This window comes from Flavobacterium buctense, from assembly GCF_014486695.1.
Classification (GTDB): Bacteria; Bacteroidota; Bacteroidia; order Flavobacteriales; family Flavobacteriaceae; genus Flavobacterium; species Flavobacterium buctense.
Genome location: NZ_JACTAB010000001.1, coordinates 233682 through 252545, shown reverse-complemented (window position 1 = coordinate 252545; position 18864 = coordinate 233682). Strand labels below are relative to the sequence as shown.

The following is an 18864-nucleotide window of genomic DNA, read 5'->3' as shown; positions in this document are numbered from 1 at the left end:
TGATTTAGAGAATGCAACAGCTATATTAATCCTTTTTTTCGAGCTTCTCTTAGGATGTCTTCATCGTTGCCTTTTTCAATGCAGAAAAATTCTTTGATAAAAGCTTTCCTTTTGTCAACTGCACTTTTTGAAAGATATAGATAGTCGGGAAGGTTTTTGGTTTTAATTCCTTGTGCCAATAACATAATTATTTGTCTGTTATAACTATCGAGAACTTTGGCAGTTTCTTTTACCTCTTGTTTGAGACGAGTAATGGTACTACTATAATAGTTTTCGCCTCTTACAACGGCATCGAAAGCCTCTAGAAATTCCTCAGCCATAATGTCACTTTTTACCAACAATCCTTCAGGATTGCATTCGTTTAATAGCTTTAAGAGCAAAAATGACTCCGAATGGGAAGTCAATATCATGATTTTAGATTGTCCTAAATATTTTCGAATGATTGGAACTAAGTCGGTACCACATTCGATATTTCGCTCTAAATAAGGCGGCATTGTGTAATCTATCATAACGATTTCAAATGAATTTTTTGTAGTTGAAATCAACTCATAGGCTGACTCACAACTTAAAGCTGTAGTAATATTAAGGACATAACCATGGGAATTGTATGACAGTATGGATTTATACCCTTCAATAATCGGAGGATGATCATCAATCATTAATACATTTACTTCCATATTCTAAATTTTAGTAAACGTACTATTTTTCTTCTATATCTCCAAATAATTTCCGCCGGCGATGCGAGTAATAATCAAATCGACATTGTCTTTATAGGATTTTGAGAACGGTAATTTGGTGGTGGAGTTTTTAATGTAGCAAACGGTATTTCCGGTATGAATCCTCGAAACTTGGTCCACATTAATAATGTAACTGTTATGAATACGAAGAAATTGGGTTTGCGGTAAAACGGTTTCGAAATGCTTCAAAGTTTTAAAAGCAGTTATCATTTCACCATTATTAAGGTGAATATCAGTCGAATTGTTATCGGCTTCAAAGTACAATACATCATTTGAGTCAATGTATCGGTAATCGCCGTACGACTTAATACATATTATAAGTGATTGTTGTTTTTGTTCGACAATCGGCATTTCAGCTGATACCGGAATGCTTTTCAATTCAACATCATGTTCAGCAGTTTCCGGTGCTTCGGTCATCGTCTCATCCAATACTTCAAAAGTTGCCACCGGATTTTTCAGTTCCATATGTGGTAAGTCCGATTTAATAGCGCGGTCAAATTTCAAAATTGCTTTTCTGAAATCATTAATGTCTAATGGTTTCAGCAAATAATCAACCACTTCATATTTCAAGGCTTCGTAGGCCATGTCTTTTTTAGAAGTTGTAATGATGATTTTGGGTACAACACTTAAATAACGATACAACTCGTTTATTAGTGACAAAGCAAGATTACTCTTTTTGTCTGAAGGATCAATCTCGAGAAAAACAAGATGGGGTTGGTGTTCTAAAATAAGATTCACTCCTTCGTCATAACTATTGGCAGAAGCGACGAAAGACAAGTTACGAAAGCGCTCAGCTATAATCTGAGTTTTCGTGACATCGTCTTGATTGTCATCAATAATTATATAAGTGTGGCTCATTAACGCTTATCCGTTGATTTAGGGACAGCATTTTCTGATTAAATTAACAGGTAGTTTTGGGGAAACTTTATGTTAAACTAAATATTAGTATTAAAAATTAAAAACAAAAATAAAAACGACCAAACGAATCGATTTTCGTTGTAACGAAAATATACCATCGAATTTTTTGTTTTTCAAATTGTTGACAGAAACGCCTAATCTGTTGATATGTGGATTTTATTCAGGATAAATACTTACAAAAATAGAAAACCCCAAATTCTTATTAGAATTTGGGATTTTGGTTTTTATCCTTTGCAGGAATGAATACTATAATGTTACATCTTCATCAACCAATTTCTCATAGAAACTTCATTGCCGATAATGTCTCTCAATGCCGATATCTTAACGCGGTCTTGCGCCATAGTATCTCGGTGGCGAATGGTTACCGTTTCATCTTCTAAGGTTTGGTGATCCACCGTAATACAGAAAGGCGTCCCCAAGGCATCTTGTCTTCGGTAACGACGACCAACCGCATCTTTTTCGTCATAAGCTACGTTGAAATCCCATTTCAAATCTTCGATGATTTTTTGAGCGACTTCCGGTAAACCATCCTTTTTCACCAATGGTAAAACCGCAGCTTTGGTCGGCGCCAAAACAGACGGCAAACGTAAAACCGTTCGTGTTGAACCATCTTCTAAAGTTTCTTCTTTTAAAGAAGTAGCGAAAACCGACAAGAACATTCTGTCCAAACCAACGGAAGTTTCTACTACATAAGGAACGTAGTTTGAATTGGTCTCGTTATCAAAATATTGCAGTTTTTTACCCGAAAATTGTTCGTGTGCTTTCAAATCGAAATCGGTTCTCGAGTGAATACCTTCCAATTCTTTAAAACCAAAAGGGAAATTAAATTCAATATCGGAAGCCGCATTGGCATAATGCGCTAATTTTTCGTGGTCGTGGAAACGATAATTTTCTTTGCCTAAACCTAAGGACAAATGCCATTTCAAACGGGTATCTTTCCAGTACTCGTACCATTTCATTTCTTCACCCGGTTTTACAAAAAACTGCATTTCCATTTGTTCAAACTCACGCATACGGAAAATAAACTGACGCGCTACAATCTCGTTACGGAAAGCTTTCCCGGTTTGCGCAATACCAAACGGAATCTTCATTCTTCCGGTTTTTTGCACGTTTAAGAAATTCACGAAAATACCTTGAGCGGTTTCCGGACGCAAGTATAAATCCATAGCATTTTCAGCTGAAGCTCCGAGTTTGGTGCCAAACATCAAGTTGAATTGCTTCACATCCGTCCAATTTCTCGATCCGGTTTCCGGATCGGCAATTTCCAGTTCTTCGATTAAGGCTTTTACATCTTCTAAATCTCCGGCACCAAGCGAACGACCCATTCTTTCCAGAATTTCACGCTCTTTGGCCAAATATTCCATCACTCGCGGATTGGTCGTTTTGTATTGCTCTTCGTCAAAAGAAGCGCCAAAACGCTCGCGGGCTTTTTCAATTTCTTTTTTGGCTTTCAGGTTTAATTTTTCGGCATAATCCTCAATTAAAACGTCGGCTCTGTATCTTTTTTTAGAATCCTTATTGTCAATCAACGGATCGTTAAACGCATCCACGTGACCCGAAGCTTTCCAAGTGGTCGGATGCATCAAAATCGCGGCATCAAGACCAACAATATTTTCATGCATTTGCACCATAGCTTTCCACCAATATTCTCTTATGTTCTTTTTTAATTCGACGCCGTTTTGCGCGTAATCATATACTGCGCTCAAACCATCATATATTTCGCTCGACGGGAAAATAAAGCCGTACTCTTTTGCATGCGAAACTACATTCTTAAATAAATCTTCTTGTTTTGCCATAATGCTGCAAAAATATAAAAAGTGATGATAAAAAAAGGCCTAAAAATCAATTAGAATAGAATTTTTTTATAATTTTATGTAAGAAAATTACTTTTTTATGTGGAATCACTTGCTGAATTTATTTTTTCCAAAATCGTGCGCCGGTTGTCATTCCTTTTTATTGAGTGACGAATTGGTGATTTGTACGCATTGCCGGCATGAAATTCCGCTGACTAATTTCCACAAAAATCAAGAGAACGAAATGTTCCAAAAGTTCTATGGGAGAATCCCGTTAGAGTTTGGTGCCGCGTTATTTTATTTCCACAAAAAAGGCATTGTTCAGGAAATGATGCACCAATTAAAGTACAAAGGGCATCAAGAAATCGGAACCATTGTGGGCGATTGGTATGCAGCAGAATTAAAAGATGTGGAACCACTAAAAAACATCGATTACATCATTCCGGTTCCGTTGCATAAGAGAAGGTTTCGAGAACGAGGTTATAATCAAGTGACAATGTTCGGCAAAGCATTGGCACAAAATTTAGCCATTCCCTATGAAGAAAGCATTTTGTATCGAAAATTATACACCAAAACCCAAACCAAGAAGTCACTTTTAGGCAGAGCAGAGATTAGCAACACAATTTTCGACATTACTTTTTCCGAAAATCATCATGGCAAGCATTTCTTGTTGATAGATGATGTGATTACGACCGGCTCAACACTGGAAGCTTGTAGTCGAGAACTCTTAAAAATTCCGAATGCCAAAATCAGTATCATTTGCATGGCCATGTCACATAGCTAATTTTTTACAAAAATTTATAAAATGAAAATATTTTCCTATATTCGTGATGTATTAACTCCTTAAATTTATAGATATGAGAAAAATATTTTTAGGAATTGCCCTTTTAATTTTACTCCAAAGTTGTTTTAGCTACAAAGCCATGGAAAACGACCCAGCAAAGATGGAAACCGGAAAAACATACAAGATTGAACGAAATCAAAAGTATTCCAAAGTAGTTTTTCATAATGTCAAAGACAACACTATACTTGTTTCAGAAGATTTTGAGGAAAAACAAATTCCTATAAATGATATTACAGAGATCAAAAAAAGAAAATTCTCAGTAGTCAAGACTGTAGCGTTACCTTTATCAATAGTAGCTGGTTTGGTTGGACTCTTTGTACTATCGTATAATTGACCATAGTGCAACGGGAAATAGCTTTATAAATAATGGAGCAAGACCCAATTTGTTAAGTTTCGGCTAAAACATTTCATTCGCACTAAATATAATTGTTATTTTGTGCATTGAAAAAATGCTTTATGCCCAACAAGAACTTCAAATATTTTTCTTTACTGCTGGTGCTTTTAACCATTGGTTGCGCCAAGCGTGGCTCGATTACCGGTGGAGATAAGGATACCCTTGCGCCGGTTTTAAAATCGAGTTTGCCGAAAAATTTCTCCACCAATTTTACCGGAAAAGAAATCAAGTTGGTTTTTGATGAATATGTAAAGCTCAAAAATGCCAACAAACAGTTGATTATTTCGCCTCCTATGAAAAATCAACCGGAGATTTTGCCTTACAGTGCCAGCAAAACATTGACGATCAAAATAAAAGACACTTTGCAGCCAAATACTACTTACAGTTTTAATTTTGGTCAAAGTATAGAAGACAATAACGAAGGCAATCCGTATTCCCAATTCAAATACGTTTTTTCTACCGGCAGTTATATTGATTCCTTGGCGTTGAGTGTGAAGGTCAAAGACGCTTTGGAAAGGAAAACCGATAATTTTGTATCGGTAATGTTGTATGAAATCAATGAAAAGTTTAACGATTCTACTATCTATAAAGAGACACCAAGATATATTACCAATACTTTAGATAGTTTGCAAGTAGTCAAGCTCGAAAATTTGAAAGAAGGAAAATACCTTTTGGTAGCTTTGAAAGACAACAACAATAATGTTTTTAACCCGAAATCAGACAAGATTGGTTTTCAAAAACAATACATTACCATACCCAATGATACCATTTTTGAATTAGAATTATTCAAAGAAACTTTACCTTTTAAAGCTTTCAAACCATCATTGGCTGCAAAATCAAGAATGGTAATGGGTTATGAAGGCAAAGGTAAAGACACTAAAGTAATCGTTAAAAATGGTACTGAAATCATTCCGTCAATAGTCACTCAAATGCCTAAAAAGGATTCGTTGCAAATTTGGTTCAAACCCCTAAAAGCAGATTCGCTTCAAGTAAATGTTGAAAAAGACCAATATAAAACCGATTTTATTGTTAAAATGAAAGCCGCAAAAGCAGACACGCTCTCTTTTAGTGCTGATTTTTCGGGTAATTTGCCCCTTCGAGAACGATATGTTTTGAACAGTACGACACCTATTGTGAAATTGGATAAAGCTAAAATAAGTATCACCAATAAAGATTCTGTCGCGATTAATTTTACAACCGAATATGATGATTTCAATCAAAAATTATACTTGGATTTTAAAAGAGAACCGTTGGAACGATATACCATAAAAGCAATGCCTGGCGCCATGACTGATTTTTTTGAAAGAGAAAATGATACGTTAACTTATAAAGTCAGTACCAAAAACAGTTCTGATTATGCCAATTTAAAGGTTGTTTTGGAAAATGTGAATAGTTTTCCCTTGATTGTGCAACTTACAGATAAAGAGGGGAAAGTCAAATACACAGAATATTCGGAAAGTGCTACAACTATTACTTTTGACGCCATTGAACCTTCAAAATATACTTTGAGAATCATCTACGATAACAACAAAAATAAGGTTTGGGACACGGGAAGCTTCCAAGAAAAACGGCAAACGGAAGAGGTGATTTATCTACCGGGAGAAATTGATGTTCGTCCCAATTGGGATTGGATTCAGCCGTTTAATCTTGGCGGATAGGTTTTTTTCTTTATGCCTTTGGGATTTAAACTATTTTGAATTTGTCTTTATCATCCAGAAAAGCCAATTTACTTCTGGTTTCGAGTAGTTTTTCTTTATCCAGTTCTACTATAAAAACGCCCTCAATTTCTTGTGGTTCCAAAATGTAGTTGCCAAGAAAATCGACCGCTTGTGAATGACCTACGTATTCTAAATGATTACTATCGGTTCCAATTCTATTCACACCAATCGCATAACTCATGTTTTCTACCGCACGCGCTTTGAGCAAAATATCCCAAGCATTGACGCGTGGTTTGGGCCAATTGGCTACATAAATTAATAAGTCATAATTTTCCACATTTCGAGCAAAAACCGGGAAACGCAAATCATAACAAATCAGCGGACAAATCTTGAATCCTTTGTAATCGATGATGAGTTTTTCTTTTCCGGCGGTATACACTTTGTCTTCTCCGGCCAAAGTAAACAAATGCCTTTTGTCATAAGTTTTGATTTCGCCATTCGGAAAAACAAACACCAATCGATTGTAAAAATGACCGTTTTCTTCAATCACCAAACTTCCGGTAATCGCCCAGTTTTTGGCTTTCGCCAAATGTTGGAGCCAGGAAATCGTTTCGCCATGCATGGTTTCCGCGACCGTTTTCGGATTCATCGTAAAGCCTGAAGAAAACATTTCGGGAAGAATGATTAAGTCAACATCTTCCATAAATCCGGTTATTTTTTGGGCCAAATGGCTGCGGTTTTCGGTTGGATTTTCCCAAGTTAAAGACGATTGGATTAGAGCAATTTTTAATTTCATGGGTTATAATTTAGCCACAGATTAAACGGATTGAATAGATTGATACAGATTATTTTATGACTATTTCATCAATAAAAATAAAAGCATCACCATTGTATGGGTAACCTAAATGCCATTCCGGTAGTTTTCCGTAATTATAGGCTTTCACTTTAACATATCGTGCTTTCAGCGTTTTTGGCAGACTACTATTAAAATCTTTTATTTGATTGTCGTCGGTTTTTGGGTCAATATTGTTGTCAACCGTTCCGGCTAAAGTAAAATTGATGTTGTCCGAAGAAATATAATATTCCACTTTGGTCGGCATCAAAATCCAGGAACGTTGGTCTTGCAGAAAAGTACTGTGAAACTCACTTACGGATTGTTCTTTTTGCATATCAATAATAGCTTCAAAATCCTGAGTTTGGTAGCCTTGCCAATCGCCTTTGCGCCAGTTGGTTGTGCCGTTGATTCCGTCTAATAAACCTTCAGCACCACCGGCATGGTATTGTGGATTGTAAGTTGATTTGATGTCTATAGTATAATTATTGGGTTTTTTGAAGAAATTACCCGAAATAATCTGGCTTTTGAAAGGTTGATTGTCAATCATTTCGGCAAATCTTACGTCTATTTTCGCCGTTTCTTTCAAAATAATTTTTTCTCCTTGGTATGGTTTAAAAGGCACGCCTTTTTCATCATTATAAACAATTCTATAGGAATAACTACCCAAATGATCCGGATGTGGATGATCAAAGTCAATTTCCATAGAATCCTTAAACGATTTGCTTTTCGCCAGTATAACCGGAACGGGAACAATATCTTTGAAAGAAAAACCATCAGCTACAGTTAAGCCGTTGTTTTTTATTCCGAAATATTTCATTTCATCCACAGGCATTGTTTTTGAAATGTTTTTGGATGTATTGTCTTCAAAATTTACTTTAATGTTTTCAAAATGGGATTGTGTAACACTCCATTCCGAATTACCAGGTGTTACTGCATAAATCCCCATCGAACTCAACACATACCAAGCGCTCATTTGGCCGCAATCTTCGTTACCAATCAAACCATCTGGCGTGTTTTTGTAGAAATTATTCAGAATAAAATTGACTTTCGCTGCTGTTTTTTCGGGTTTGCCAATGTAATTGTATAAATAGGCCATGTGATGACTTGGCTCATTGCCGTGCGCGTATTGACCAATCAAACCGGTAACATCAACTTGTTCTCGACCGGTAGTTTTGCTTTCGCTGTTGAACATTTCGTCCAGTTTTTTTTCAAATGCTTGATTTCCGCCATACGCTTGAATCATGCCCGGAATATCTTGCGGCACAAAGAATGAATACTGCCAACTGTTGCCTTCGGTAAAATTATTGTTGATTTCGCGCGGGTCAAAAGGCTTGTCCCAACCGCCGTTTTTCTTTGGACGCATAAAGCCCGTATTCCAATCGAAGACGTTTTTCCAGCTTTGGGAACGTTTCATGAAGTAATCGTACTCGTCTTTTTTGTTCAGCATCATGGCCATTTGTGCAATACACCAATCGTCATAGGCATATTCAACGGTTTTAGAAACGCTTTCGTGTTCGTCGTCCATCGAGATAAAACCTTGTCTTTTATAGGCTTCTATCCCCAAATGATCCAACATAGCAGAATGTTTGGCCGCCTTAAATGCCAGTTCGTAATCAAAACCGGTCAAGCCTTTCGCCATTGCATCCGCCATCACGGAAACCGAGTGGTAGCCAATCATACAATCGGTTTCGTTCGACGCCAATTCCCAAACGGGCAATCTTCCGCCTTGTTCGTATTGTTTTAAAAACGTATTGATAAAATCGACCGTGCGTTTCTTTTCGATTAAAGTATACAAAGGATGCGCGCCACGGAATGTATCCCAAAGTGAGAATACCGAGTAATAATCAAAACCTTCCGCTTTATGAATTTTGTTGTCGCGACCACGGTATTTACCGTCGATATCTTGCGCAATATTCGGTTGCGCCATCGTATGGTATAAAGCGGTGTAGAAAATTGATAGTTTGTCTTTATTGGTTTCAGTGATTTCAATTTTGGCCAATTGTTGGTCCCAAAGTTGCTCGGCGGCCTTTTGAACTTTACTAAAATCCCAACCCGGAATTTCGCTCATGTTTAATTTTGCGCCTTCGTAACCCGTTGGTGATAAAGCGACTTTGACCCAAATTTTATCGCCTTTAGTCACTTTTTTAGAGAAACTTAAAGCTAATTGCGTACCGGAAAATACCTTGTTGGTTACAGAAGCTTTAGCCGAACTATTACTTCTGATTTTATTGATTAGCATCGGTTGGCTGAACTCAATTCGAGCAAAAACGTATTGGTCTTTCGCCCAAGCTTCACTTCTTCGGAGGATTTCTATGGTTTTGGCATTCACGATTCGAACTTCGCCTTGCAACAATTTATCACGGTGGTTTAAATCCAAAATAATATTGGCTTGACCTGAATTATTGAAAGTATATTGGTGAAAACCAACGCGAGAAGAAGAAGTTAAAGCCACATCAATATTGTGCTTGTCAAGTTTCACGCTGTAAAATCCGGCAGTTGCTTTTTCGTTACCATGTGAAAATGTAGAGCTATAATCTTTTGGACTCAACATAGGTTCGCCCATAGTTGGCATCAACATAATATCGCCATAATCAGTACAACCGGTTCCGTTTAAATGGGTGTGTGAAAAGCCATAAATCGTATTGTCGTCGTAATGATAACCTGAACAGCCGTCCCAACTGCCGTCGATTCGGGTATCGGGTGACAATTGCACCATTCCGAATGGCACAGTGGCACCAGGATAAGTGTGTCCGTGACCACCGGTTCCAATCATGGGGTTGATGTGTTGGTGAAGATTTTGACCAAAAATGGAAATCGAAAACAGAAAAAGTAAGTTGGAGAATTGAATTTTCATTGTGTAGTTTGTTTGTAATGCCAAATATAAAAAATGCATTTAATTAAATTGGAGTTCGATGAAAACCGGCAAATGATCTGAAGGATATTTTAGGTTTTTGGAATCACTCAAAATTCCGTATTTCTTAACTTTAAACGGATTGTCTTTGGACAAAAAGATATAATCGATACGTTTGGTTACGGGTTCATTGTGTTTGAACCCATTAAAAGTGCCGCTTGGGCCAAAAGGTTTTTCTGTTGAAATATCTTGGCTGTCGAGCATTTCTTTTTTCAAATTAATAATTCGTTCTTCATTGGGTTCCGAATTGAAATCGCCCATAAAAAACACCGGATAGTTTTTGGTATTGAGAGCTTTTATTTTGGACAGGATTAAAAGAATCGAATTCGTTCTCGCCAATTCGCCCATGTGATCTAAATGCGTGTTGAAAACCCAAAATGTTTGTTTGGTTTTAGTGTCTTTGAATAAAGCATAAGTACAAACACGATTGAGCGCTGCGTCCCAACCTTTAGAGATTTTATCGGGTGTTTCTGAGAGCCAAAACGTGTTTTCTTGCAAGACTTTAAATCGGTCTTTTTTATAGAATATATTGGATGATTCTCCTTTTCCAATGCCGTCTCTGCCGATTCCAACATAACTATAATCCGGAAACATTGTCGCAATATCTGTTACTTGATTCGGTAAAGCTTCTTGAATTCCGAAAATATCCGGTTCGTGAAAAGTTACTTGTGAAGCCCAATAGTCTTTGCGATTTGGCCAAGCGTTTTCTCCATCAGAAGCGATGTCTAATCGGATGTTATAAGTCATTAGCTTGAGTTTTTGTGCTGAAATTGTGTTGGAAAAAATAAGCAGCAAAAGCAAGCCAGTTAAATAGGTTTTCATGGTGGATGTTGTTTGTATCAAATATACATCTTTTCAGCAGAGTTTGCGTTAAGGATGGGAGCAAGTACCGTGTACTGCGGACAGCCTGACCGCAGGGGAACGCCATAAAAAAACGCATCCAAATGAATGAATGCGTTCTAATGCTTTATGCCTTTTGGCTAATGCCTATATTATACTTGCTTTTAAATATTCTCTGTTCATACGAGCGATGTTTTCTAAAGAAATGCCTTTCGGACATTCTACTTCACACGCACCGGTATTGGTACAGTTTCCGAATCCTTCTTCGTCCATTTGACGTACCATGTTTAAAACACGTTGGGTAGCTTCTACTTTTCCTTGCGGTAATAAAGCGTATTGTGATACTTTGGCACCAACGAATAGCATAGCGGAACCGTTTTTACAAGTCGCTACACAAGCTCCGCAACCGATACAAGCCGCCGCTTCAAAAGCCCTGTCGGCGTCATGTTTTGGCACTGGAGTGGCGTTGGCATCAATCGTTCTTCCGGAAGTATTTACCGAAACGAAACCACCGGCTTGTTGGATTCTGTCGAAAGCACTACGGTCAACTACTAAATCTTTTACCACCGGGAAAGCTTTACTTCTCCATGGCTCGATATAAATGGTATCACCGTCGTTGAATTTACGCATGTGCAACTGACAAGTCGTTGTTCCGGTATCCGGTCCGTGAGCACGACCGTTGATGTACAAAGAACACATACCGCAAATTCCTTCGCGACAATCGTGGTCAAAAGCCACAGGTTCTTTCTTGCTGTTGATTAATTGCTCGTTCAATTGGTCTAACATCTCCAAAAATGAACTGGCAGTAGAAACGTTATCTAGTTTATAAGTTTCTATTTGACCTTTGGCTTTAGCGTTTTTTTGACGCCAAATTTTAAGGGTTATATTGATGTTTTTTGCTGCAGACATAATGTAATTATTTATAGTTTCTAGCGGCTATTTTGATAAACTCGTATTTCAATTCTTCTTTGTTCAGCACTTCTTTGCTGATGTCGTAGCCCATGTATTCCCAGGCGCCAACGAAGGCAAAGTTTTCGTCATCACGAAGGGTTTCTCCTTCTGAATCTTGGTATTCTTCACGGAAGTGACCACCACAAGATTCTTTTCTTTGAAGTGCATCCATCGCCATTAACTGTCCTAAATCGATAAAGTCGGCTACACGAAGTGCTTTCTCTAATTCAGGATTTAATTCGTCTGAACTTCCAGGAACGTAAACGTCTTTATAGAATTCTTCTTTAAGCGCTGCGATTTCTTCGATGGCTTCTTTCAATCCTTTTTCGTTACGAGCCATACCTACTTTGTTCCACATAATCAAACCTAAACGTTTGTGGAAATGGTCAACTGATTTCGTTCCGTTATTGCTTAAGAATTTATCAATCGCTTCTTTAACACTGTTTTCCGCTTCGGCGAATTCAGGAGAATCGGTTGAAATTTTTCCGGTTCTGATTTCGTCAGCCAAATAGTTGGAAACCGTGTAAGGCAATACGAAATAACCATCCGCCAAACCTTGCATCAAAGCCGAAGCTCCCAATCTGTTCGCTCCGTGATCAGAGAAATTCGCTTCTCCGGCAACGAAACAACCCGGGATGGTGGATTGTAAATTATAATCTACCCAAACGCCACCCATAGTGTAGTGAACCGCCGGATAAATTTTCATTGGCGTTTCGTATGGATTCTCGTCGGTAATTTTTTCATACATCGCGAAAAGGTTCCCGTATTTTTCTTCCAACCATTTTTTCCCCAGCTTGGTCACTTCTTCCGCGGACGGATTGTGGTTTCCTTGAGAATAAGCCGCTTGGCGACCTTTGGTTTGAATTTCGGTAGAGAAATCTAAGTAAACACCTTCGTTAGTGTCATTGGCTTCAATTCCGTGACCTTCATCACAACGCTCTTTAGCGGCTCTAGAAGCTACGTCACGTGGTACTAAGTTTCCAAAAGCAGGATAACGTCTTTCTAAGAAATAATCTCTGTCTTCTTCTTTTAATTGCGTTGGTTTTAACTTCCCGGCACGAATGGCTTCGGCATCTTCTTTTTTCTTTGGTACCCAAATTCTACCCGAGTTACGCAACGATTCCGACATCAAAGTCAGTTTCGATTGGTTTACCCCGTGAACCGGAATACAAGTTGGGTGAATTTGCACAAAACAAGGATTGGCAAATAATGCGCCTCTTTTGTGAACTTTCCAACCGGCAGTTACGTTACTTCCCATGGCATTGGTGGATAGGAAATATACATTTCCATAACCACCTGAAGCTATAATTACGGCGTGAGCCGAATGTCTTTCTAATTCTCCGGTAACCAAGTTACGGGCAATAATTCCACGGGCTTTTCCGTCAACTTTTACCAAGTCCAACATTTCGTGACGGTTGAACATTTCTACATTTCCAACCCCAATTTGTCTTGATAAAGCAGAATAAGCTCCTAAAAGTAACTGTTGTCCGGTTTGTCCGGCAGCGTAAAAAGTACGTTGCACTTGCGTTCCACCAAACGAACGGTTGTCTAACATTCCGCCGTAATCACGGGCAAAAGGAACACCTTGTGCCACACATTGGTCAATGATATTGGCAGAAACTTCAGCCAAACGATGAACGTTTGCTTCTCGAGCTCTGTAATCGCCACCTTTGATAGTGTCGTAGAATAATCGGTAAGTACTGTCGCCATCATTTTGGTAATTTTTGGCAGCGTTAATTCCACCTTGGGCAGCAATAGAGTGCGCTCTTCTTGGAGAATCTTGGAAACAAAATGCTTTTACATTGTATCCCATTTCCCCTAAAGAAGCGGCAGCAGAAGCACCGGCTAATCCAGTCCCAACAACGATTACATCGATTTTAGGACGGTTATTTGGGGCAACTAATTTTAAATGATTTTTATGATTAGTCCATTTCTCTGAAATAGAACCTTCTGGTATTTTAGAATCTAACTTCATGATGTATACTGATGTTGATTATTTTAGAAAAAAGTGAATGTAAACCGGAATAGCAGCAAATAATAGCGGCACTATAATGGCAAATGCTTTTCCGAAGCCTTTGATGGCCGGCGTATACTTAGGATTGTTTAAACCAAGTGATTGGAAAGCACTTTGGAAACCGTGAAGCAAATGGAAAGCCAAAACAAACATCGCCAATACATAGGCTATCGTAGCTATCAATCCGGTTTTAGCATCTTTAAAGAAGGCCACCGTAATTTTGTGTAAGTCCTTGTAGCCTTCACCCATTATTACATTGGCTTCTTTGTTGTAAAACTCTGTTCTGTTTCTGATTTCTATGCCCATTTGGTTTAATTGCAAAGAATCAGTCGGGAAAAACTTTCCGGTATCTGTTGTGATGTAATAATCTATTTTGGCTCCCATTTGGTTAACACTAATGGTTTGCAAAGGCATTTTTTCATCAAAATGCATTACGGCCCAAAAGTTAACCATGTGAGTAACGATAAAAACCAAAATCAATGTTCCTAAAACCGCCATGTTTCTCGAAGAAAAACTACTGTTTTTGGAAGGATTGTTTTTAGCATAGCCAATTGGCCTTGCTTTCACGTTTTGATACGTCAATAAAAATCCATCGACTGCATGGAAAAGAATTGAAATGTAAGTTAGATAAGATAGAAGTTTTACCGCCGGATTAGAGGTCATAAACAACGCATACTTGTTGAAGGCTGATGCATCGCTAAAAATTAATTGAAGATTTCCCGCTAAGTGACCCGCTAAAAACAAGCATAAAAATAAACCTGTAAGAGCCATCCAGTATTTTTTTGCTAGGGATGACTTTAAAAGTGCAGATTTCGCCATAATTGTGTATAGTTTGTTTAAAAAAATCACACAAAAATACACCTATTTGGTATTAACTACAACCTTTTCGTTCTAATTTATAATGAATTTAAAGTGAGTTTAACACTTGTTGATTTTCAACTGTTTAAACGGCTTTTTTTAGGTTAAAAACTTAAACAAAACTATCGAACATAACTCGGAATCAAACCTCTTAATCCCATGTCGACTACATTTTCACCAATCGAAGGTTCAAATTTTCCGTCGGCATTGACTTCCTGCCACTCAAAGCTGTTGTTAATCGATAGTGAAAGTTTAATTTCAATGTCATCTGTTTCATTTCCATTGATGACCAAATTGGAGGCAAACTTTCCGGTGACTACACAAGATCCTTGTGGAATTGGAGAAGTTGTGGCAATCGGATTTGGAACGGTAGTGGCATTTGCCGGAGCTTGGCCCGAAGCAGAATAAGGTTGATTATTCAATCCAAAGGCCCAATATCCTTGAGCTCTGTTGCCATTCACTTGAAAAATGTTGTTGCCAATATTAAATTCGCTAACATAAGTATTAAATCCCACAAAACTGGCTAAAGTTCCGGTGTAATCTACATTTTGGTGGCGAATGTTAATTTGGTAATTCTGATACGACAAAGAAACACGCATCCATTCATAACTGCCCGAAGTTACTTGACTCAAAGGGATTTTCAAGAATGTTTCACCTTCAGACACTATTTTAGATTGATCAAAATCGATGGCCGAAGCACCGCCTAAATTAGTTTCCGGAGCATGATAAATCACAGTTCCTTGACCAATTTGCGTAAAGGCATTCGGTGCCAATTCCATATAATGAGCCGATATTGTATTGAAGATTGGTGATTGTGCCGCATTTCCTGAGGCAACGATTGAAGGTTGCCCTAAATTATTAAGGCGCGCCTGATTTTCATCAAATTGGAATTTGATAATTAACATTGGTTCTTCCGGCGCACTATCGCTACTGCATGAAAAAAATGGCAGCGCTGCGATAAAGAAGATTAGAAGAATATAAACTTTTTTCATTTGATTTTGATTTTTCCGCTATGTTCCAAATAATTTGATAACGCTTTGGGTGATTGATTTTGATTGATAGTGTTAAGACGTTGTTAATGCGTTTTTGTTACATCTTCATCTATAACGAGAATATAGTCTGCTTTATTGTATTCTTCTGGCAATATTTTTTCTAAATCTTCTTGTTCTATTGTCGCAATAGTGATTATTTTCAGATTAGGCTCATTTCTATTCAGATACCAACTGATTCCTTCAAAGTTATCGGAATGATAAGTGCCGTTGTAATGAATGAAAATCGAATCCGGTTTTAAATTCTTTTGAATAAAATAAGCCATCGTAGCATCTTTACTGGCTTGCGCTTTTGGCATATTTGGGCTCGTATGATCACCCATCATTTTCATCATATTGACATAACCCGGTAAATTTTCGTCATAAGCAATAGGCAATGGAGCAATCCATGATTTTTCTTCTGATGTCAAAGTTTCCAAAGCTTCAAATCCTTTTTTGGAAACCATAGACGCGTATCTTCTGGGAATATTGGTAGCGATAAAAGGCAACTTATTTTCTTTAGCAAAATCAACTAAGGGTTTGTAATCGGTTTTGTAATTGGGCCAAAGTCGCGCAGTAGTATCCAATTGTTTTTGGTTGATTTCTCCTTTCAAGTATTGGTCCAACTGTTTTTGATTATCGGCTTCAAGCATTTCTGCACCAAGAACTAATGGTTTTTTTTCGGCTAAATCTTTCGTGAGTTCCAATTGTAACCAATGCACCACCGAATTGTTATGGTATTCGCCAAACAAAACCACTTGCGCTTTTTCAGCGGCTTTGAGCAGTTTTTCGTAGGTTACTTTTTTACCTTTTTTATCAAAAAGTTGGTAAGCTTTTTTGTCTTGCGCCGATAAACCAAAACAAACCAATAATGCGAGGAGAAATGAGACCTTTTTCATGAGATTAATTTTGTTTAAAATTATTCATTAATGAGCGAATAAAAAAATGTGACCCAAAAAAGAATATTTTTGTACTGCACTTTATTCATGAAAACACTAATCGACAGTACGGCTTTTTTGGAGTATCTGCATCATTTTATTAATGATGCTGACAATCATTTGGAACAACAGCTTCCCGAAATAGCCAATCGTTTCAAGGTTTTGACTTTAAAAAAGAACCAACTTTTAGTCGATGAAAACCAAGTTTGTCCCTATTTCTGTTATGTCGAAAGCGGCATTTTGCAACACGCCATTTTAGTCGAGGCCGAAGAAAAAACCACCTATTTAGCCTTGCGCAATTCGGTTACTTCGTCTTTAAACAGCTTTCTAAATAAAATACCTTCCCGAAAAAGTATTAAAGCACTAGTTGACTGCCAACTTTGGGTGATTGATTTGGATAGTTTCAAGGATTTGTTAGCCAATAACGAAGCGTTCCAACAGTTTTACCACAACTTAATCGAAAGACAAATCATGCTGATTGACGATTACCGCATTGATTTACTGACATTAACTCCCGAAGAACGCTATAAAAAACTATTAGCCACCGAACCCAAACTTTTACAAGAAGTGCCATTGCATTACTTGGCGTCTTTCCTCGGCATCTCCAATCGACACATGAGCCGCATCCGGAAAAATATTGGGTGATAAAAAATAACGCCATTTGGCTACTATTCGCTTTGGACTAATCCGTAATTTTGGTAAACTAAATCCAATAAGTCTAACAATCTAATAATCTAACATAGTCTAAAAATGAAATACCATCCAATAGACCGCGATTTGTTCGTAAAAAACAGAGCCAAATTCACCGCACAAATGAAACCCAACAGTGTAGCGGTTTTCAATTCCAATGATATTTATCCGGTTTCGGCCGACAGCACTTTGCCTTTTGCACAGCACCGTGATATTTTTTACTTATCAGGTGTCGACCAAGAAGAGAGCATCTTGTTGCTTTATCCGAATGCACCGTATGAGCATTTGAAACAAATTTTATTCTTAAAAGAAACCAACGAACACATTGCCATTTGGGAAGGCGAGAAGCTTACCAAAGACAGAGCATTCGAAGTATCAGGCATCAAATCGGTGATTTGGTTACAGGATTTCCACAAGACTTTGAAAGAAGTGATGACGTATGCCGAAACGATGTACATCAACACCAATGAACATTACCGTGCGACCATCGAAACCGAAACCCGTGAAGCGCGTTTTGTCAAATGGTGGAAAGAAAACTATCCGGCGCACAAAGTCGAAAAATCAAACCCAATTCTACAAAGATTGCGTTCGGTAAAAGAAAGCGAAGAGTTGGATTTAATCCAAAAGGCCTGTGACATCACCGAAAAAGGATTCCGCAGAGTCTTGAATTTCACTAAGCCAAATGTAATGGAATACGAAATCGAAGCCGAGTTCGCCCACGAATTCCTAATCAACCGTTCCAAAGGGTTCGCTTACACTCCAATCATCGCTTCGGGAAACAATGCCAATGTGTTGCATTACATTGAAAACAACCAACAATGCAAAGCCGGCGATTTATTGCTGTTGGATGTTGGTGCCGAATATGCCAACTATTCCAGCGACATGACCAGAACGATTCCGGTTTCGGGAAAATTTAATGACCGACAAAAAGCAGTTTACAATGCCGTGTTGCGCGTGAAAAACGAAGCCACCAAAATGTTGGTGCCCGGAAATTACTGGAAACAATACCACGTTGAGGTGGGCAAAATCATGACCTCGGAATTGTTAGGCTTAGGCCTAATCGACAAAGCCGATGTCCAAAACGAAAACCCCGATTGGCCGGCCTATAAAAAATATTTCATGCACGGAACTTCACATCATATGGGATTAGACACCCACGATTACGGTTTACTGCATGAGCCAATGCAAGCCAATATGGTCTTTACTGTTGAACCCGGAATCTACATTCCGGCAGAAGGTTTCGGAATCCGTCTCGAAGATGATGTGGTGATTCAGGAAAAAGGAGAACCATTCAACCTAATGAGAAATATCCCGATTGAAGTGGAGGAAATTGAGAGTTTGATGAATTCCTAATTAAAGGGATAAGGAAAATGAAATAAGGGATAAGACGGCTCACGAAAGTGGGTCGTTTTACTTTTTAACATTAAGGAGTTAAGAGTAATTAAGAATTTCATT

General features: G+C 38.1%; 16 protein-coding genes. 5 read left to right on the top strand and 11 right to left on the bottom strand.

Going from position 1 to position 18864, the window contains the following annotated elements:
* Positions 1 to 20: 20 nt before the first annotated feature.
* The 3 genes from ICG50_RS01010 to ICG50_RS01000 all read right to left on the bottom strand — a co-directional run bounded on the left by ICG50_RS01010 (position 21) and on the right by ICG50_RS01000 (position 3451).
* A complete protein-coding gene (locus ICG50_RS01010) occupies positions 21 to 677 on the bottom strand; it encodes a response regulator (protein ID WP_187659051.1) in 657 nt (218 codons plus the stop codon).
* Between the two features lie 33 nt (positions 678 to 710).
* A complete protein-coding gene (locus ICG50_RS01005; protein ID WP_187659050.1) occupies positions 711 to 1595 on the bottom strand; it encodes a LytR/AlgR family response regulator transcription factor in 885 nt (294 codons plus the stop codon).
* A gap of 314 nt (positions 1596 to 1909) precedes the next feature.
* Positions 1910 to 3451, bottom strand: a complete 1542-nt coding sequence (locus tag ICG50_RS01000) for a glycine--tRNA ligase (RefSeq protein ID WP_187659049.1) — start codon at positions 3449 to 3451, stop codon at positions 1910 to 1912.
* 97 nt (positions 3452 to 3548) lie between these two features.
* On the opposite strand from ICG50_RS01000, the gene ICG50_RS00995 reads away from it, so the two are divergent.
* The 3 genes from ICG50_RS00995 (at position 3549) to ICG50_RS00985 (ending at position 6344) form a co-directional block, all read left to right on the top strand.
* Positions 3549 to 4232, top strand: coding sequence for a ComF family protein (locus tag ICG50_RS00995; protein ID WP_187659048.1), 684 nt, complete (start codon positions 3549 to 3551; stop codon positions 4230 to 4232).
* Positions 4233 to 4305: 73 nt separating this feature from the next.
* Entirely contained in the window at positions 4306 to 4626 is a 321-nt protein-coding gene (locus ICG50_RS00990; RefSeq protein ID WP_187659047.1) for a hypothetical protein, read from the top strand.
* Between the two features lie 122 nt (positions 4627 to 4748).
* On the top strand, positions 4749 to 6344 hold the full coding sequence (locus ICG50_RS00985; protein ID WP_187659046.1) for an Ig-like domain-containing domain: 1596 nt from the start codon (positions 4749 to 4751) through the stop codon (positions 6342 to 6344).
* A 25-nt stretch (positions 6345 to 6369) separates the two neighbouring features.
* Here ICG50_RS00985 and ICG50_RS00980 read toward each other — a convergent pair whose 3' ends face one another.
* The 8 genes from ICG50_RS00980 to ICG50_RS00945 all read right to left on the bottom strand — a co-directional run bounded on the left by ICG50_RS00980 (position 6370) and on the right by ICG50_RS00945 (position 16680).
* On the bottom strand, positions 6370 to 7140 hold the full coding sequence (locus ICG50_RS00980) for a nitrilase family protein (protein ID WP_187659045.1): 771 nt from the start codon (positions 7138 to 7140) through the stop codon (positions 6370 to 6372).
* Between the two features lie 49 nt (positions 7141 to 7189).
* Positions 7190 to 10033, bottom strand: a complete 2844-nt coding sequence (locus ICG50_RS00975; RefSeq protein ID WP_187659044.1) for a GH92 family glycosyl hydrolase — start codon at positions 10031 to 10033, stop codon at positions 7190 to 7192.
* Positions 10034 to 10072: 39 nt separating this feature from the next.
* Positions 10073 to 10912 carry an endonuclease/exonuclease/phosphatase family protein gene (locus tag ICG50_RS00970; RefSeq protein WP_187659043.1) on the bottom strand — a complete coding sequence of 280 codons (840 nt, stop codon included), beginning with the start codon at positions 10910 to 10912 and terminating at the stop codon, positions 10073 to 10075.
* 165 nt (positions 10913 to 11077) lie between these two features.
* Entirely contained in the window at positions 11078 to 11839 is a 762-nt protein-coding gene (locus tag ICG50_RS00965; protein WP_187659042.1) for a succinate dehydrogenase/fumarate reductase iron-sulfur subunit, read from the bottom strand.
* Between the two features lie 7 nt (positions 11840 to 11846).
* On the bottom strand, positions 11847 to 13856 hold the full coding sequence (locus tag ICG50_RS00960; protein ID WP_187659041.1) for a fumarate reductase/succinate dehydrogenase flavoprotein subunit: 2010 nt from the start codon (positions 13854 to 13856) through the stop codon (positions 11847 to 11849).
* 18 nt (positions 13857 to 13874) lie between these two features.
* Entirely contained in the window at positions 13875 to 14714 is an 840-nt protein-coding gene (locus ICG50_RS00955; protein WP_187659040.1) for a succinate dehydrogenase cytochrome b subunit, read from the bottom strand.
* A 161-nt stretch (positions 14715 to 14875) separates the two neighbouring features.
* Complete coding sequence (locus ICG50_RS00950; RefSeq protein WP_187659039.1) at positions 14876 to 15745, bottom strand: hypothetical protein; 870 nt, start codon at positions 15743 to 15745, stop codon at positions 14876 to 14878.
* Positions 15746 to 15828: 83 nt separating this feature from the next.
* The gene (locus ICG50_RS00945) at positions 15829 to 16680 is read right to left on the bottom strand and encodes a ChaN family lipoprotein (RefSeq protein ID WP_187659038.1); all 852 of its coding nucleotides are present in this window, start codon (positions 16678 to 16680) and stop codon (positions 15829 to 15831) included.
* Between the two features lie 87 nt (positions 16681 to 16767).
* On the opposite strand from ICG50_RS00945, the gene ICG50_RS00940 reads away from it, so the two are divergent.
* Positions 16768 to 17364: a Crp/Fnr family transcriptional regulator gene (locus tag ICG50_RS00940; protein WP_187659037.1), complete on the top strand. Its 597-nt coding sequence runs from the start codon at positions 16768 to 16770 to the stop codon at positions 17362 to 17364.
* 105 nt (positions 17365 to 17469) lie between these two features.
* Positions 17470 to 18762 (top strand): aminopeptidase P family protein, encoded by a 1293-nt coding sequence (locus ICG50_RS00935; protein WP_187659036.1) that lies wholly within the window; start codon positions 17470 to 17472, stop codon positions 18760 to 18762.
* Positions 18763 to 18864: the final 102 nt, after the last annotated feature.

Coding starts and splice junctions, on each gene's coding strand:
- ICG50_RS00990 (WP_187659047.1), top strand. CDS start 4,306: ATGAGAAAAATATTTTTAGGAATTGCCCTTTTAATTTTACTCCAAAGT.
- ICG50_RS00995 (WP_187659048.1), top strand. CDS start 3,549: ATGTGGAATCACTTGCTGAATTTATTTTTTCCAAAATCGTGCGCCGGT.
- ICG50_RS00935 (WP_187659036.1), top strand. CDS start 17,470: ATGAAATACCATCCAATAGACCGCGATTTGTTCGTAAAAAACAGAGCC.
- ICG50_RS00940 (WP_187659037.1), top strand. CDS start 16,768: ATGAAAACACTAATCGACAGTACGGCTTTTTTGGAGTATCTGCATCAT.
- ICG50_RS00950 (WP_187659039.1), bottom strand. CDS start 15,745: ATGAAAAAAGTTTATATTCTTCTAATCTTCTTTATCGCAGCGCTGCCA.
- ICG50_RS00975 (WP_187659044.1), bottom strand. CDS start 10,033: ATGAAAATTCAATTCTCCAACTTACTTTTTCTGTTTTCGATTTCCATT.
- ICG50_RS01005 (WP_187659050.1), bottom strand. CDS start 1,595: ATGAGCCACACTTATATAATTATTGATGACAATCAAGACGATGTCACG.
- ICG50_RS01000 (WP_187659049.1), bottom strand. CDS start 3,451: ATGGCAAAACAAGAAGATTTATTTAAGAATGTAGTTTCGCATGCAAAA.
- ICG50_RS00970 (WP_187659043.1), bottom strand. CDS start 10,912: ATGAAAACCTATTTAACTGGCTTGCTTTTGCTGCTTATTTTTTCCAAC.
- ICG50_RS00965 (WP_187659042.1), bottom strand. CDS start 11,839: ATGTCTGCAGCAAAAAACATCAATATAACCCTTAAAATTTGGCGTCAA.
- ICG50_RS00980 (WP_187659045.1), bottom strand. CDS start 7,140: ATGAAATTAAAAATTGCTCTAATCCAATCGTCTTTAACTTGGGAAAAT.
- ICG50_RS00985 (WP_187659046.1), top strand. CDS start 4,749: ATGCCCAACAAGAACTTCAAATATTTTTCTTTACTGCTGGTGCTTTTA.
- ICG50_RS00945 (WP_187659038.1), bottom strand. CDS start 16,680: ATGAAAAAGGTCTCATTTCTCCTCGCATTATTGGTTTGTTTTGGTTTA.
- ICG50_RS00960 (WP_187659041.1), bottom strand. CDS start 13,856: ATGAAGTTAGATTCTAAAATACCAGAAGGTTCTATTTCAGAGAAATGG.
- ICG50_RS00955 (WP_187659040.1), bottom strand. CDS start 14,714: ATGGCGAAATCTGCACTTTTAAAGTCATCCCTAGCAAAAAAATACTGG.
- ICG50_RS01010 (WP_187659051.1), bottom strand. CDS start 677: ATGGAAGTAAATGTATTAATGATTGATGATCATCCTCCGATTATTGAA.